The organism is Paenarthrobacter sp. TRD_SC_7 (assembly GCF_056156245.1).
Genome location: NZ_CM149587.1, coordinates 4,408,137 through 4,423,624, shown reverse-complemented (window position 1 = coordinate 4,423,624; position 15,488 = coordinate 4,408,137). Strand labels below are relative to the sequence as shown.

The following is a 15,488-nucleotide window of genomic DNA, read 5'->3' as shown; positions in this document are numbered from 1 at the left end:
CAACCCATGAAGGAACAAGCAATTCTCTCGATTGATGAAGGAACCACGGGGACCCGTGCGGCCTGGGTCACCATCGATGGAGCGGTCCACGGCTTGGAATACCGGCACCTTGCAGTAGCCAGCCCTCGGCCGGGAGTCGTCGAGCAGGATGCCGACGAAATACTGGCGAAAACCATCGATGCTTGCCGGGTGGTCGTGCGTCGGGCCGCCGAGGCCGGCGTCGAACTCGTGGCGGTTTCCCTGGCAACGCAGAGGTCGACGGCGGTGCTCTGGGACACTGCCACCGGCAGGGCCTTGGTCCCGGCAATGGTCTGGCAGGACAGCCGCCACGCCGCTGAACTCGCGGAACTGGGTAAAGAGTGGAATGACCGATTGGTGCCCTCGGTTGGCCGCCCGGCCGGGGTCCGGTCGCCGTACTTGTGGGCTGCCCACCACCTGCGTGACACAGCCGCCGTCCGGGAATCCCATGCAGCCAAGAGATTGGGATTCGGCACGGTGGAAACCTGGCTATTGTGGAGCCTCACCCGGGAAAGGAGTTATGTTGCTACGTCGACGAATGCAACGTCAGCCGGCGCGTACGTCCTGGCGGGGCACAGTTATGAGACAGCCTGGATCGATGCCCTCGGGTTCCCCCAAGAGCTCCTGCCCGGGCTCCGGCAGGATGCAGACCAACTAGGGCACACCGACCCCAGGACGCTGGGCATCGAGTTGCCTGTCCTGGCAGCTATGGGCGATCAGCACGCCGGCACAGTGGGCCTTGGCTGCCTTCGCGCCGGTCAGGCGATGTGCGTCCATGGCACCGGAAGCTTCGTTGACCTCGTTACCGGCTCCAACCCGCCGGTCAAATCCGGGCTCTACGAGGGGACCTTGACGCTGACGGGATGGAGACGGCACCTCCAAACCGTCTACGCCGTGGAAACATTCACTGCCACCACAGGCTCGGCGCTGGACTGGATCTGCAACACCCTTGGCTGGTTCGACTCATCACGTCAGATCAGCGAACTCGCATTGCAAGCCTCCAGTGCCAATGGCGTCATGTTCGTTCCCGCCTTGACGGGTATCAGGATTCCGGTGGTTGAGCCCACAGCCCGTGCCTCCCTTACCGGCCTGTCCATGGCCAGCACACGCGCGGAGCTTGCCTACGCAGTTCTGGAAGGCATCGCCCACTCCGTGGCGAGCAGCGTTGAAGCCAACCAGGAAGTGGCGGGCTTGGCGGTGACAGAGATAGCCGTCGGCGGAGGCATGTCTGCCAGTGACTCCCTCATCCAAATGCAGGCCGATCTGACAGGTCTGCCCATGCAACGGCTGCCTCATTCGGAGACCGCAAGCCTTCGCGGCGCAGCCTTCATGGCCGGCTCGGACGGGCTCCTTTGGGAAACGCTCGATGCGGCTGCGGCGACCCTTAGCGGCGGCGAAGTCTTTGAACCCCGGCTGTCACCAGACCAGCGATTGGATCGCAGGAATCTGTGGAACAGGCGAATAGCCCTGGAGTTGGACTTTGCTCAGTCCTGACATTGGGGACCTCCCGGCATTCCCCGAGCCCTCATCAACAAGAAACTTTGCACCGGAAAGACAAGCACATGATCTCCATGCCCGCACGCAAGCCCAAGCTGGATCGAGCCGGAATGGTCTCGGACACGCCACTCAAACTTGACCGAAAGGAACACCTCGACGCCCTGGACGGCGGTGAGTTCGACATGATCGTCGTTGGCGGCGGGGTCACTGGAGCCTACACTGCGATGGACGCCGCCCTTCGCGGCTACCGGGTTGCACTGCTGGAGAAGGACGACTTCGCTTCTGGCACCTCGTCAAAATCCTCCAAGATGATCCATGGCGGCCTTCGCTACATCGAACAGGGAAACCTGCCCCTTGTCCGGCACTCGCTCCTGGAACGCCAGCGGCTGCGCAAGAATGCCGCCCACCTGGTGCAACGGCTGCCCTTCCTGTTTCCTGTTCTCTCACAGGACGGCGTCTTCGACCGCCGGCTGGCTGCGGGCTTCGAGAGCCTGCTGTGGACCTACGACCTCGCCGGGGGCTGGCGCGAAGGCGTCCTGCACCAGAAGCTCAGTAAGAACGAGGTGCTGGCCCACTGTCCTACGTTCAAGGCCGAAAACCTTGAGAGCGGCTTCATGTACTACGACGCACGCGCAGACGACGCCCGGCTGACGCTTGCGCTGGCCAGAACAGCGGCCTTCCACGGTGCCACGGTCTTGAACGGTGCCAGGGTCAGCGAAGTGACAAGGCGCAGCGGCAAGGTTGGCGGGGTCGTCATCGAGGCGGACGGCCGCGAACTTGCCGCACGCGCCAAAGCAGTCATCATCGCCACTGGTGTGTGGCTCCGCGACTGGACCGGCGCCGCCAAGGACGCCGATGCGCCGAGCATTCGCCCGGCAAAAGGTGTTCACATCGCAGTGCCGTGGAGCAAAATCCGCAATGACTGCACTGTGACCATCCCCGTCCCGGGCAGGAACCGCAGAGCCACCATCACCCGTTGGGGAAACACCTCCTACCTGGGGACTACCGATGAGGATTACGCGGGAGACCTGGATGATGTGAATTGCACCAGGGACGAGATGGACTTTCTGCTGGACGGTGCCCGAACGGCGCTGAACATGGACATCGAGGCAAGCGACGTACTCGGCAGCATTGGTGGCTGTCGTCCGTTGGTGGCACCGCCCGGCGGCAAGACCATTGAGGTCAAACGCAACCATGAAATCCGCACGGACCACGACGGACTGGTGACCGTTGTCGGCGGAAAGCTGACCACCTCCCGGCACATGGCGCAGCAAACCGTGGACGCAGCGCAGAAGGTGTTGGGACAGAGCCGTCGCTGCCGGACCTCCAACGCCTACCTTCTGGGTGCTGCCGGGTACGACGCCGAAGCCATCGTGGCGTCGGGCGGCCTCGCCTCACACCTTGGTGAAAGGTACGGCACGGAGGCCAGGTTCGTGACGGATATCCTCGCGGACGATCCGTCGTTGAACAACCCCATCGTTGAAGGGCTGCCCTATGTGGAGGCAGAAGTGATCTACGCGGCCCGCCACGAGATGGCTCGGAGCGTCGATGACATCCTCTCCCGCCGAACCCGGGCGCGGATGATGGCCCGGGACGCGTCCGCGGCGGCGGCGGCGAGGGTAGGCGAACTACTCATGAAGGAACTGGACTTGCCGGCCAGCCTCGTGGAAGCCCAAGTAACTGACTACAAGAACCAGACATCGCATGAACGCGCAATCCTGATGGGAGACAACCAGAAATGATCAGCAAGGAAGCCGTCAAACGTGGCTACAACAGGGGTAATTACACCGTAGGGGCGCCCACCCAGCCGCACTATGCCGCCACCCTCGGGGCACTTCCGGGCGAGCCGTACTACACCGCGGACAGCCCCAGTGTGGTTGACGGAGCAACGCTGGAACTACTTGCCGCCGCTGCAGACAAGGTGGTGACCGACGTCGAGCTGGTCCGGGACGGTACGCGCGACTGGTGGGCCGGAACCATGATCGCCGAAACGAGCGGACGCCAAGCCACCCCCGACGCCGTGATCGTGCACGTTTCCAGCACTGAGCAGGTGCAGGCCGTCATGCGTATAGCCCATGCAGAGAACGTTCCCGTAACTGTATCGGCCGGTCGGAGCAACGTCACCGGGGCGGCCCTGCCCGTCTCCGGAGGAATTGTCCTGGACGTCTGTGGGTTGGATAAATTTGTCTCCTTCGATGAGACGAGCCAGATCGTCGAGGTGGAAGCGGGGGTCTTCGGGGACATTTTCGAAGAGACCATCCAGACGCGCTACGGCATGACAATGGGGCACTGGCCTTCGTCGTATGCCATCAGCACGGTCGGCGGCTGGGTTGCCTGCCGCGGGGCGGGTCAGCTCTCCACCAGGTACGGCAAGGTCGAGGACATGGTCTATGGCATGGACGTTGTTCTGGCCAATGGTGATCTTGTGACCGTCGGCAACAGCGCCCGCTCCGCCGTCGGCCCTGACCTCCTACAGCTGTTTATCGGCTCCGAAGGCACTCTGGGAATCATCACCAGCGTACGTTTCAAACTGCACCGTCTGCCGAACTACGGCAAAGCCGTTGCCTACGGTTTTGACACATTCCCGGCCGGACTGGAAGCCTGCAGGCAGATCATGCAGGAAGGCGGAACGCCGGCTGCGCTCCGGTTGTACGACGCCTTGGAGAGCGGCGTGCAGTTTGGCTTGCCTGACACCAATGTGCTGCTCGTGGCAGACGAAGGGACCGGCGAACTGGTTGACGCTGGGCTGGCCGTTGCCGAGCGGATCTGCGCTCCCACTGGCACCCGTTTGGACGGCGATGCCATTTTTGAGCGCTGGTTGGACACCCGGTACTTGACCGGTAAGAGCGCCGAGGGCTTCAAACGGAGCCCCGGATTCGTGGCCGATACCCTGGAGATGATTGGTCCGTGGAGTGCCCTTCCGGCCATCTACGCTGAGGTGGTTGCGGCCATCAACAGCGTCCCTGGCACCCTGGCCGGATCGGCCCACCAATCCCATGCCTATGTTGACGGTGCCTGCCTGTACTTCTCCTTGCGGGGCGACGTCGAGGTTCAGGACCGTGCTGACTGGTATCGGGCGGCCTGGGACGCCGCCAATGAAGTGATCATTCGGCACCGGGCAACCCTCAGCCATCATCACGGCGTCGGATTGCTTCGTGCTCCCTACATGGAGGCATCGCTCGGCAGCGGCTTCGAGGTGCTGCGCGCCGTCAAGGCGGCCTTGGATCCAGGTAACCTGCTCAACCCAGGCAAGCTGGGCCTGTGCCGCAGGGCCAGGCAGGCGTCCATGGAGCAGAATTAGCTGATGATTGATTTCCCCTCGGAGCTGGAACTGCAGCTCACAAGGAACCCTGTGATTGCTTCGGTGTTCGGGGCGCACTCGATACCCGGGCTTGTTACCTCAGAATGCAGAATCTGCATTCTGGCGCATCTGGAACTGCATGAACTCGAAGGTGCCCTGAAGGTGCTGGATCGGGCGGAAAAATTCACTTTCGTCAACATGGACGCTTGCGCTGGCCTGGGGCAGGACAAGGGCGCGCTGGAATATTTGAAGAAGATCGGTACCCGTGGCGTGGTGAGTACCCGAACTGCCATGATCCAGCGGGCGAACGCCATGGGCATGGTGACCATGCAGAAGGTATTCGTGACGGACCGATCCAATCTGCCCCGGAGCACGGCGGCCATAGAACAGAGCAAACCCCATCTGGTGCAGCTCATGCCCTGGCCCGTTGTGTCCCATCTGTCCGCGGGCGAGCTGAAGGGTTTATCTCCGTTTGTGGCCGCCGGGTTTGTCGCAACGGCGGCGGATGTGGCCCAAGCGCTCAAGGAAGGTGCCAAGGGCATATCTACGAGCGCCGCTAAGCTGTGGGACCTGGCCGTGCGCTAAGCGGAACCCGAACTTACCAAGAACAAAGGAATGTGAGCATGTCCGAAACTTATTTTCAGGTGATCGCGCACTACCACGTACGGGAGGGCGAAGAGGCTGCCGTGGCTGGCTTCCTCAATGAGCTTGCCTTGGCCAGCAGGACTGAGCCAGCCAACTTGTCCTACGACTATTTCCAGGGCGTGGAGAACCAACGCCACTTCGTGATCCTTGAGCGGTACACGGATGAGGCCGGGTTTGCGGCGCACCGGGGATCAGCACACTTCCAGGGTATTGGCTTCCAGCAGATCATCCCTAGGTTGGAAAGCCGCAGCGTGGAAAGCTATGAAGGGGTGGACGTTGCTTAGCGCGGTCCTTCAGCGTGCTGGGGCCGCTCGCCCCTACGCGAACAGCAACCCGCTGGTTCTTGAGGACTTGCCGGTGCCGGATCCTCGTCCCGGCGAAGTTCTGATCAAGATCGAGCGCGCAAGTTTGTGCCACTCTGACCTGTCGGTAGTTGACGGATCCCGGGAAAGGCCGCTGCCCATGGCGCTCGGGCACGAGGCCGCCGGAACCGTGGTTGATACCGGCAACGGTGTGGACGACCTCGTGCCGGGGGACCATGTGGTGGTGGTGTTCGTGCCAAGCTGCGGGACCTGCCGTTCCTGCTCGGCCGGCCGGCCGGCGTTATGTCACCGGGCTGCGGACGCCAACGGACGCGGTGACTTGCTTCACGGTGAGGCTGCGCTGAAAACCGCTGACGGCAGGCGGATCAACCATCACCTGGGGGTTTCTGCTTTTTCCGAATACGCTGTCGTGGCCCGTGAATCCTTGGTGGTCATAGACCGCGATGTTCCGTGGGATGTCGCCGCGATGTTTGGCTGCGCAGCGCTCACAGGGATCGGCGCCGTCCTCAACACTGGAGCCCTCCAGCCGGGGCAGTCCGTCATCGTCTTCGGGCTGGGCGCCGTGGGCCTGATGGCCGTCATGGCCGCCGCGCAGGTGCCCGGCACCACCGTGATCGCCATCGACCCACTCGAGGAAAAGCAGCAGCTGGCACTGCAGTGCGGCGCCGGACATGCCGGTCCACCGGCATCAGCTTCCGCACTGGTCGCGGCGCATGCGGGGCAGGGCGTGGATATGGCCGTCGAGGCCGTTGGCAGCGGACGGGTCATGGAGGCCTGCTTGGGCCTCCTCGACCGTGGTGGCGCCCTCGTGTCCGTGGGGTTGCCGCACCCGGACCAGTTCTTGAACGTCCAAGCGCTGCAGTTCGCCGGCAAGGGTCTTCGACTTTTGGGTTCCTATATGGGGGACTCCGTGCCCTCGAGGGACATTCCTGCCTACCTGCAGTTATGGCGGGAAGGCAAGCTTCCGCTGGAACTGCTGCACTCCGACACCAAGCCGCTGGCGGAGATCAACGAAGGCCTCGATGCGCTTGCCGACGGGCGTGTGGTGCGAAGGCTTTTCGTAGCGTGATGACCTTTGAGGGCCTGAGCCCGGTGAAATGCCGTGCTCAGGCCCTCTCGGCTGAGGATCCTATGTCGCCAGGCTGGGCTACGCGATGGCCCTGACGGTCGCCGGGGAACTATTTCCCTGGGCGTCGACCGCAATGACTTCCGCGCGGAAACTCGAACCATCCCGCTTCACAGGCAGTGGTACGTCCAGCACGGATGGTGCCGGGACCACATCAAAGCGATTAGCGAGCTTGGTGTCCAGGATCGGGTCGTTGCTTCCTTCTCGCGTCACACGGATCTTGTAGTGGTGCACCATCTCGTCGTCAGCCGCCTGGTTGATGCGCAACGTTAGATTCCCATCCTCTCCCGCCACGGCCGCCAGGGGTTGACCCTTGGGCCACGTTGGGCCGGATGTGTTGCGGTTCGCGTCCGTGTACGTGAATGTCTCAACGATCTTCTTGCTGTCCCCGCGGGTGCTTACTTCCCACGCCTTACCAGCGAGCGTGCCATCGGAAAGGTACGGCGGCTGCCAGTTGGCGGACCACTTGCCATCGGTGTAAATGTCATGGAGGTCGGCGTTGAAATTGATGCGGTTGATGACTGTGCGGCCGGGGTAGACCTCGACGGCAACGGCCTGGGCTGTGGGGGTTTCGAAGCGGTTGGCCAGTTGACCCTCAGCAGTGAGCATTTGATAGCCGTGGTCGATCTCAATGTAGGACGAGCTGGAGTCATTCACTGCAGTGAATGACTTTTGGTGGATGGACCTGGGGTCGTTCAAGTTGAGGTGCGAGTGGCCGGAGAAGTAGATCGCTTGAGGGAAAGCTGAAAGGTCCTGGGTCAGTCGTGGATTGCTGGTCTGTTGACCATCCATAACGGTTCCCGGGGTGGGCCGGTGACCTTGGACGATGACCGGCAGGTCCCGGTATGCCGGGTCGGCAGTGATGCCAGTCAGTTGTTCCCGCAGCCATGCGCCCTGTTGGGTGGAGTAGTTCTCCGTGTTGACGGTGATCATGGGAACTCCGTTGACTTCGGTGCGGTAGTAACCGCCACCGGAGTCAGGGAACCATTCCTTCGGGTACCCGGCGCGGAGCTCGGCCAGCGTTGCGTCATGGTTTCCGTATGACATAAAGACCTGGGTGTCGCGCATGCCCTTCCGCTCGAGATTCTCGGCGAAGATCCGCTGCACGATTTTGTGGTCCTGGCCGCGGCCGTTCCAATTGTCGTTGATCATGTCGCCGTTGGAAAGGATGGCATCGGGGGTGCCAAGCACATTCTTGATGGTGTCGAAATAGGATGCCCAACGCTTTCGGTCGCCCTCGTAGTCGCCAACGTGTACATCGGACATGATCATGAATCGGGCTATGGGTTGTTCGCCGTCCCTGATGAGGTAGCCCTCGCTGGAGACAGCTCCGGGCTGGTTGCCCTTGAAGGCTCGGGCCGTGAGATTCATGTCTTCGGTGATCTGGATCGGCTTGCCGGCAAAAGTAGGGCTGGCCTTCGTAGGGATGGTTCCGTCCGTCGTGTAACGGATCGTCTCTCCGGGTGCTGCGTTCAATCGGACCGAGACCGATTCTTCGTAGCGTCCACCGTCGACGCTGAAGGACGGGGCCTCAGGCGGTTCGTGCGACGATGCCACTGCAGGTTGGGCCAGTGGCAGCAAAGCAACAGCCATGAGGGCAGACATTGCTGCGAGGCGAGTCACAGTAGAGGGGTTTTTAGGGTTGGCAGTGTCTAGGTCAGGCATTGATGCTCCGTCATCCCATGCCGTGCGAGTGCACGGCTATCTGGTGGTTGTGGTCCCCTCAAGGATTTAGTGAACGGGTAGATGTAGGCCCAACCGATGATGAACAGTAATCAAGTGTGTGGAGAAAGTTGTATGTACAGGTTTTTGTCTTGGGAGGCATGACCTAGTGCAACTTCTCTCTGTGACCAGCTTCGTGCCGCTGCGTGGTTGTCGATACGAGTCCTCATGCTCGTCAGCCAGATCGAGCAGTTTCGGAGAAGCTGCCCTGGCCGCCGAGTCCTATCGTTGGGTTATCCGCAAGAAATCCAGCAGAGAAGAGGGGCCCGCCATGGCTGAGACCGGAACCACTGACAAGGCCAAGTCTTACGACGGCTTCACGGAGGAAGAGCGCGCGGCAATGAAGGAGCGCGCGCAGGAACTCAAGAAGGCGCCACGCAAGAAATCGTCCAAGGCGGACGGCGAGGCCGATGTCATGGCTAAGATCGCTGAGATGCCCGAGGCGGACAAGCATATGGCTGAACGCCTCCACGCAATCGTCAAGGAGCACGCCCCGGAGCTCACCCCCAAAACCTGGTACGGAATGCCGGCTTATGCCAAGGACGGAAAGAACATCGTCTTCTTCCAGAGCTCACACAAGTTCAAGGCACGGTACGCCACACTCGGCTTTGAAGAGAACGCGAAGCTGGACGACGGAGCCATGTGGCCCACATCCTTCGCCCTCACCGAGATCACTCCGGCCGTTGAAGCCAAGATCGTCGAACTTATTAGGAAGGCTCTGGGTTAAGGAAGAAGGGGCCTTTAGACTGGCTGGCTGTTGGAAGGTGGAAGATCCGGATTCATGGGTTCCAGGTCCGGGTCTTCTGCCGTCCAGACCTGGATGATGGCCCACGTGACGGCCGCTATGGGCACCGCCAGGACGGCGCCAATGATTCCGGCGAGGATGGTGCCTGCCGTTAAGGCCATCAGGATGACCAGCGCGTGGAGTTCCAAGGACTTTCCCATGACGACCGGCTGGAGGAGGTCACCTTCGAGCTGGTTGACAGCGATCACTACGATGACCACGATCAATGCCACGATGGGGCCGTTGGCCACCAGTGCCACCAAGGCAGCCAGGATTCCGGCCACTGTCGCACCCACTAAGGGGATGAACGCGCCGATGAAGACGATGATGGCCAGAGGGATGGCCAGCGGAACCTGCATGATGAGCAGAGCGGCGCCGATTGCCACTGTGTCCACCAACGCGACGATCGCCGTTCCCCGAACGTAGCCACCCAGGACCTCCATGGTCCTCTTGCCGACGCGGCGAAGCTTGGCTTCGCGCGTGCCTTTGAAGGGCCGCAGGAAGAATTCCCAGATTTTGGCGCCGTCCTTGAGGAAGAAGAACAGGATGACAACCACCAGGCTGGCGCCTGCCAGGAACTCGGTGACCACCGACAGCCCTGTCACTGCGCCGGACCGTACCTGGCTGCTCTGGGCAAACTCCACCACGGCTTGGCGCGCCTGGTTCATCTGCTCCCGGTCAATGGGGATTGGTCCGGTCAGCAGGAAGTTCTCGAGTTCGTCCAGACCTCGCGCTGCCTGGCTGATCAGCTCGTCCCATTGGCTGCGCACTGACAGAACGATGACAGTGATAACTCCGCCGAGCACTATCAACAGGCCCAAAAATGCGACGCCGGTGGCCAATCCGCCGCGCCAACCGCGACGTCGCAGCATATTCACAAAGGGGCCGATGGCGGCGGCCAGGATCAAAGCGATGAGCACCGGGATTACGAGCAGGCGGATTTGAAGCAGCCCGAAGATCGCCACCACTGTCAGGGTAAGAATGAGCAGTATCTGGGTTGCCCGGACGGCCGTCCGGCCCAGTGAGTCTTTCCAAAGATCGGGCTTGGATGGCTTGCGCACGGAAACGGGGGCTGTTTCCTGGGGTGCCGTCATGGTGAGCTCCTGTTCGTTCGCATCGGTCAACCGACGTGATCAAACATAAGCCTACTGACTATTTCTCCGAAGTGGAGACGTCCCGCACTGGAGTGCCCCGGCTAGTGAGTCGGATCCGGATGCGGCGGAACGGGGCCTGGATCAGGAACCGGAGACGGGCCCGGGGTGGGATTCGGGTCCGGAATAGGGCTCGGCGGGAACGGCGTAGTGGGATCCGGCGGTGGCGGGACGGGTCCGGGATCCGGGGGAAATGGCTCGGGCTCGTGAGTTGGAGGCAGTGTCATGATCTCTCCTTTGCGACTCAGGGTATTGCTCCGGCAGATACCAGCAGCCTACTCCCGGTTTCTTGTCAGTCACAGGGGAGTTCTTTAGGTCAAATGACCTAGAATGATTTCATGAACGACTTCCTTGAACTCGATACCACCGGCCCCGTGCTGATCGTCGGCGGCTACGGCACCGTCGGGACAGCGCTAACCCGACTCGCAGCAGCCGAATGGCCCTTGCTGCTGACGGGGAGGAACCCTGATCGCGGCAGCCATTTGATCAGCAGCAACGTTCCCGGTCAGCAACAAAAAGTGACAGTGCAGAAGTGGGACCTCAAACAGGCGGAGCCGTTTGCCGCCAAGGTCCGGGCAGTCATCAGCGCCGTCAATGATCCCGATGACAGGGTGCTCCGCGCTGCCGTCGGCGCCGGGATTCCGTATGTTGACGTCACCCGTTGGACCAGCCGCGTTACCCGGGCACTCACCCAGGCCACCCTCCTGCGGCCAACCGCTCCTGTACTGCTGAGCTCGGGTTGGATGGGCGGGGTCACCAATATCGTCGCAGCAGCCTTGGCCCAGGACGCGGGCGGCGGGGACCAGATCGACGTCGCAATCCGTTACGACATCAACGATCAGGCAGGAGTCGATTCAGTGGACTTCATGGACCGGCTGGGACTGGACTATGAAGTACGCAAAGGCGGTCAGGTCGCCGTCGTACGCCCCCTGACTGACGCGCGCTGGGTGGACATTGCCGGGCACCGCACCAAGGTGGCGCGGCTCGACACGCCTGAACAGTTCACTTTGCCGCTGACTATCGGAGCGGGCTCGGTGGCAACGCGGATCGGGTTCAGTTCCAATGCGTCCACGACGGCGTTGCTCGCCGCGCGTGCGGTGGGACTGTTCCGCTGGGGTAGCGGGGAACGGTGGGCGCCGCTGCGTCGCTCCTTGCTGTATTCGCCCGGCTCAGGTGGAACGGCGCATATACGAATAGATGTGAAAGGTCCCGCCGGAACACGAACTGCGCTTATTTCCGACCCGCAAGGCCAGGCGCATTTGACCGCTCTGGGTGGGTTGCTGGGTCTGCGCACAGTCCTTGCAGAGGGCGCGAGGGCCGGCGTTTCGTTCCCGGAATCCGCACTGGATCCTGCATCCCGGCTCGCGGAACTTGAATCACACGGTGTGACAATATTGAGGTCATGACCGAAAGCAAGGGCGCCCTGCGAAAGGCGGCGCTCCTTGACGCTGCGGAAGAAGTTCTGGTCACCAAGGGCAACGCCAATGCGGCAATGCGGGACTTCGCCGCCGCCGCCGGAGTACGGATCGGGCACTTGCAGCACTACTTTCCTTCGCGGGCAGACCTGATCCGGGCCGTCCTTGAGCGAAGCCTGGAGCGCTCATTGCAGCGGCTCGCGGAGGAGGCCGGGCTCGACCTTGGTGCAAGCTCGGTGGAAGGCCTGACCCGGGATGATTCGCGTCGGCTTCTGACGGCGCTGCTGCACGAACACTCAGCCCTTGAGGACGTGAAGATGCACCTGGAGATCTGGGCCTTGGCCTCCGCGGATCAGCAAGCGGCGAGTGCGCTGCGGAGCTTCTATGCCCAGTACTCAGCTCATGTGGTCGGCGTTGCGCGGCGTGGGAGGCCGGAGTTACCGGAGCGGGAACTTCACGGTGTGGCATCCGCGATTGTGAGCCTCTTCGAAGGAGCAGCTGTGACACGCTCGGACATCGCGGGCTTGCGAACTGAGCCCGGCGACGAAGCCATCATCCGAACAGCACAATGGTTGATCCACGGACAGGAGCCCGCCCAGTGACTCACCAGGTGCCCACTCCTGCCCAACTCCGCTGGCAGCAGCTGGAGTTCGGCGTCTTCATCCACTTTGGCATCAACACCTTTGCCGGCAAGGAGTGGAGCGACGGCACCGTTCCGGCGTCGAGTTTTAACCCGACAGAACTCGACGCCGGCAGCTGGGTCCGCACGGCCAAGGAAGCGGGCGCGAGGTACTTGATCCTCACTGCCAAACACCACGACGGCTTCTGCCTCTGGCCGACGGACACCACTGACTATTCAGTTACGTCCTCGCCGTGGCGCACCGGGGAAGGGGACGTCGTCCGCGAAGTGGCGGACGCCTGTGCAGAACACGGGGTAGGGCTGGGGCTCTACCTGTCCCCGTGGGATCGGAACGCCGCCTGCTACAACGATCCCGCCGCCTACGACGACTTCTACGTCCAACAACTTACGGAACTCTGCACGGGCTACGGTCCGCTCATGGAATTGTGGTTCGACGGCGCAGGCTCGGTGGGTCGTGAGTATGACTGGGCCCGGATCATCGCTGTAGTTAAGGAACACCAGCCCCACGCCATGATCTTCAACATGGGCCAGCCCACCATTCGCTGGATAGGTAACGAGAACGGACTGGCGTCTGATCCCGTGGACTACGTTGTGGATCGCACATCCGACACCCAGTACACGGACTCCAGCTCCGGGCTGCATGCCGAACACTACTTGCCGCCGGAATGCGATGTCTCCATCCGTCGCGGCTGGTTCTGGCATCCGGACGACGAACCGAAATCCGTGGAGCACCTGCTCGCCATCTATTACCAATCGGTGGGAATGGGTGCGAACCTCCTCCTGAACCTGCCTCCTGATACCCGTGGACTCATTCCGGACGAGGACGTTGCGAGGCTACGGGAATGGAAGGCGGAATTGGACCGTCGTCTCTCCGGCGCTGTGGAAGCGTCGGTTGAAAATCACGACGGCGGAGCGACCCTGAGGTTTCCGGCTCCAGTCACGTTCAACCATCTGGAGCTGGTGGAGGACTTACATTCCGGACAGCGAATTAGCCGTCATGTGGTGTCCAATGATGGAGCCGATCTTGTTGACGGGAGGACTGTGGGCAACCGGCGGATCCACCAGCTACCGGCTATTACTGCATCGGAGTTGCAGGTGAAGGTATCGGGTGACGGCGGACGCCTGGTCTCGGCACGGGTTTATGGAGGCGCTTTGGAGGCTGGAGTCCCAGCCATCCCCGAAGGCTACGAAGCCCCAACGGACGCGCCGGAATAGTTCTACGGTCCCTCCTGTACCCGAATTGCCATGGCCGGTTGCCGGGCAGCTAATATTGTCGGTGCCTGCTGCCAGAGTTAGGGCATGGAGCGAATTGGGGAGAGGCAAGCGAAGACAGCGGTGTCCGCTGCGCCTCTTCTTGCCAGTTCCCGAGGCGTGTCTCAGCCTGGCGCGGTTGAGGCCAACACTGTCAGCGCTGACCTGGTCGAGCAGTTGCGGGTTTTGGAGGAGATGAAGTCGGCCATTACCGCTTTGCAGGCGCGGGTTGCTGTGGCGTTTGATCTTGCCCAGCGTGCCGAGCAGGCCGAGGCCGGTGTTCCTGCCTCGGAACGTGGAAGTGGCGTGGGTGCTCAGGTGGCGTTGGCGCGGCGGGAGTCACCGAACCGCGGGTCACGCCTCCTTGGTTTGGCGAAGGCCCTTGTGCTGGAGATGCCGCGGACGTTGGCGGCTCTGAAGTCGGGGCAGTTGAACGAGTGGCGGGCGACGCTGCTGGTGAAAGAGACCGCGTGCTTGTCTGTTGAGGACCGGTCCGCGGTGGATGAGGAGCTCGCCCCCGATACCGGGACTTTTGACGGGAAGGGCGATAAGGCGATCGTTGCGGCGGCGAAAGCGGCCGCCTACCGCCGGGATCCGCGGTCGGTGGCCGGGCGTGCCAGCCGTGCCGCCGCCGAGCGGACGGTGAGCCTGCGGCCTGCTCCTGACACGATGACCTACCTGACTGCCTTGCTGCCGGTCGCGCAAGGGGTGGCTGTTTACGCGGCCCTGACCCGGGCTGCTGATTCGGCCCGTTCCAGCGGGGACGCCGGCACCCGCGGTCAGGTCATGGCCGACACTTTGGTCGAGCGCGTCACCGGCACGCCCGGCGGGATTTCAGGGATCAACCTGGACCTCGTCATGACCGACCGCACCCTCTTCCAGGGTGACAGCGAACCGGCCCGGCTAAAGGGCTACGGAATCGTCCCCGCCGAATGGGGCAGAACCCTTGTTAGTGAGGAGCAAGCACCCCAGGACCAGGAGCTAACTGTCTGGCTTCGCCGGCTCTACACCGCGCCGGCCAGTGGCGAGCTCCTGGCCATGGACTCCAAAGCCCGGCTCTTCCCGACAAAGCTCCGGCGTTTCATCGAAACGCGCGACGACACCTGCCGCACGCCGTACTGCGATGCGCCCATCCGGCATATCGACCATGTGGTTCCTTGGCGCTCCGGAGGGAAAACGAACCTCGCCAACGGTGCAGGTCTGTGCGAGGCGTGCAACCACACCAAGGAAAACCCCGGCTGGACCACCAAAGCCGTACATGCCGACGTGCACACCCTGGAAATCAGCACCCCCACCGGGCACAGCTATCAATCGAAAGCCCCACCCCTGCCCGGACACCGCCCCTCCAGAACATAGACACCCGCCGCAGATGTCCCAGTGCTGTCTGCCCACCTCAATGCGCCTGCAAAAACTTCTGAAAAAAGTTTGTAGCCCGCGTAACCCTTTGGCGTGCCTTGACGATTACGTCTTTGAAAGGGCCGAGCTGGAATTTGTCCCCCATCATGTTCCAGCTCGGCTCTTCCTTGTCTCGGTGGAGCTTGCGGGGCAGGCGGGTCCTTCCCTGGAAGGCTGGGCAGAGCAGTTACTCTTGGTGGGGTCGTCCGTTGGTGACAAA

13 protein-coding genes are annotated in these 15,488 nt (G+C 62.2%); 11 read left to right on the top strand and 2 right to left on the bottom strand.

Going from position 1 to position 15,488, the window contains the following annotated elements; genetic code table 11:
- The first annotated feature begins 6 nt into the window (after positions 1-6).
- From AC0J5Z_RS20990 to AC0J5Z_RS20965, 6 genes are all read left to right on the top strand, one after another.
- Positions 7-1,512: an FGGY family carbohydrate kinase gene (locus AC0J5Z_RS20990; protein WP_475036279.1), complete on the top strand. Its 1,506-nt coding sequence runs from the start codon at positions 7-9 to the stop codon at positions 1,510-1,512.
- Between the two features lie 68 nt (positions 1,513-1,580).
- Positions 1,581-3,257: a glycerol-3-phosphate dehydrogenase/oxidase gene (locus AC0J5Z_RS20985; RefSeq protein ID WP_475036277.1), complete on the top strand. Its 1,677-nt coding sequence runs from the start codon at positions 1,581-1,583 to the stop codon at positions 3,255-3,257.
- Complete coding sequence (locus AC0J5Z_RS20980) at positions 3,254-4,816, top strand: FAD-binding oxidoreductase (RefSeq protein WP_475036275.1); 1,563 nt, start codon at positions 3,254-3,256, stop codon at positions 4,814-4,816. Before AC0J5Z_RS20985 ends, AC0J5Z_RS20980 begins: the two co-directional genes overlap by 4 nt.
- Positions 4,817-4,819: 3 nt before the next feature.
- Positions 4,820-5,401: a glycerol-3-phosphate responsive antiterminator gene (locus AC0J5Z_RS20975; protein WP_475036273.1), complete on the top strand. Its 582-nt coding sequence runs from the start codon at positions 4,820-4,822 to the stop codon at positions 5,399-5,401.
- Between the two features lie 38 nt (positions 5,402-5,439).
- Positions 5,440-5,745 (top strand): putative quinol monooxygenase, encoded by a 306-nt coding sequence (locus AC0J5Z_RS20970; RefSeq protein WP_475036271.1) that lies wholly within the window; start codon positions 5,440-5,442, stop codon positions 5,743-5,745.
- Complete coding sequence (locus AC0J5Z_RS20965) at positions 5,723-6,853, top strand: alcohol dehydrogenase catalytic domain-containing protein (RefSeq protein WP_475036269.1); 1,131 nt, start codon at positions 5,723-5,725, stop codon at positions 6,851-6,853. The genes AC0J5Z_RS20970 and AC0J5Z_RS20965 overlap by 23 nt, the downstream gene beginning before the upstream one ends.
- A 78-nt stretch (positions 6,854-6,931) precedes the next feature.
- On the opposite strand, the gene AC0J5Z_RS20960 is transcribed toward AC0J5Z_RS20965, so the two are convergent.
- Positions 6,932-8,575, bottom strand: a complete 1,644-nt coding sequence (locus AC0J5Z_RS20960; protein WP_475036266.1) for a chitobiase/beta-hexosaminidase C-terminal domain-containing protein — start codon at positions 8,573-8,575, stop codon at positions 6,932-6,934.
- A gap of 328 nt (positions 8,576-8,903) precedes the next feature.
- Here AC0J5Z_RS20960 and AC0J5Z_RS20955 point away from each other — a divergent pair, with 328 nt between their 5' ends.
- Positions 8,904-9,359 carry an iron chaperone gene (locus AC0J5Z_RS20955; protein WP_475036263.1) on the top strand — a complete coding sequence of 152 codons (456 nt, stop codon included), beginning with the start codon at positions 8,904-8,906 and terminating at the stop codon, positions 9,357-9,359.
- 14 nt (positions 9,360-9,373) lie between these two features.
- On the opposite strand, the gene AC0J5Z_RS20950 is transcribed toward AC0J5Z_RS20955, so the two are convergent.
- Entirely contained in the window at positions 9,374-10,510 is a 1,137-nt protein-coding gene (locus AC0J5Z_RS20950; RefSeq protein ID WP_475036259.1) for an AI-2E family transporter, read from the bottom strand.
- 395 nt (positions 10,511-10,905) lie between these two features.
- Here AC0J5Z_RS20950 and AC0J5Z_RS20945 point away from each other — a divergent pair, with 395 nt between their 5' ends.
- From AC0J5Z_RS20945 to AC0J5Z_RS20930, 4 genes are all read left to right on the top strand, one after another.
- A complete protein-coding gene (locus AC0J5Z_RS20945) occupies positions 10,906-11,973 on the top strand; it encodes a saccharopine dehydrogenase family protein (protein ID WP_475036255.1) in 1,068 nt (355 codons plus the stop codon).
- Entirely contained in the window at positions 11,970-12,584 is a 615-nt protein-coding gene (locus AC0J5Z_RS20940; protein WP_475036252.1) for a TetR/AcrR family transcriptional regulator, read from the top strand. Before AC0J5Z_RS20945 ends, AC0J5Z_RS20940 begins: the two co-directional genes overlap by 4 nt.
- The gene (locus AC0J5Z_RS20935) at positions 12,581-13,837 is read left to right on the top strand and encodes an alpha-L-fucosidase (RefSeq protein ID WP_475036250.1); all 1,257 of its coding nucleotides are present in this window, start codon (positions 12,581-12,583) and stop codon (positions 13,835-13,837) included. The genes AC0J5Z_RS20940 and AC0J5Z_RS20935 overlap by 4 nt, the downstream gene beginning before the upstream one ends.
- A gap of 84 nt (positions 13,838-13,921) precedes the next feature.
- Complete coding sequence (locus tag AC0J5Z_RS20930) at positions 13,922-15,229, top strand: HNH endonuclease (RefSeq protein ID WP_475036246.1); 1,308 nt, start codon at positions 13,922-13,924, stop codon at positions 15,227-15,229.
- Positions 15,230-15,488 lie beyond the last annotated feature (259 nt).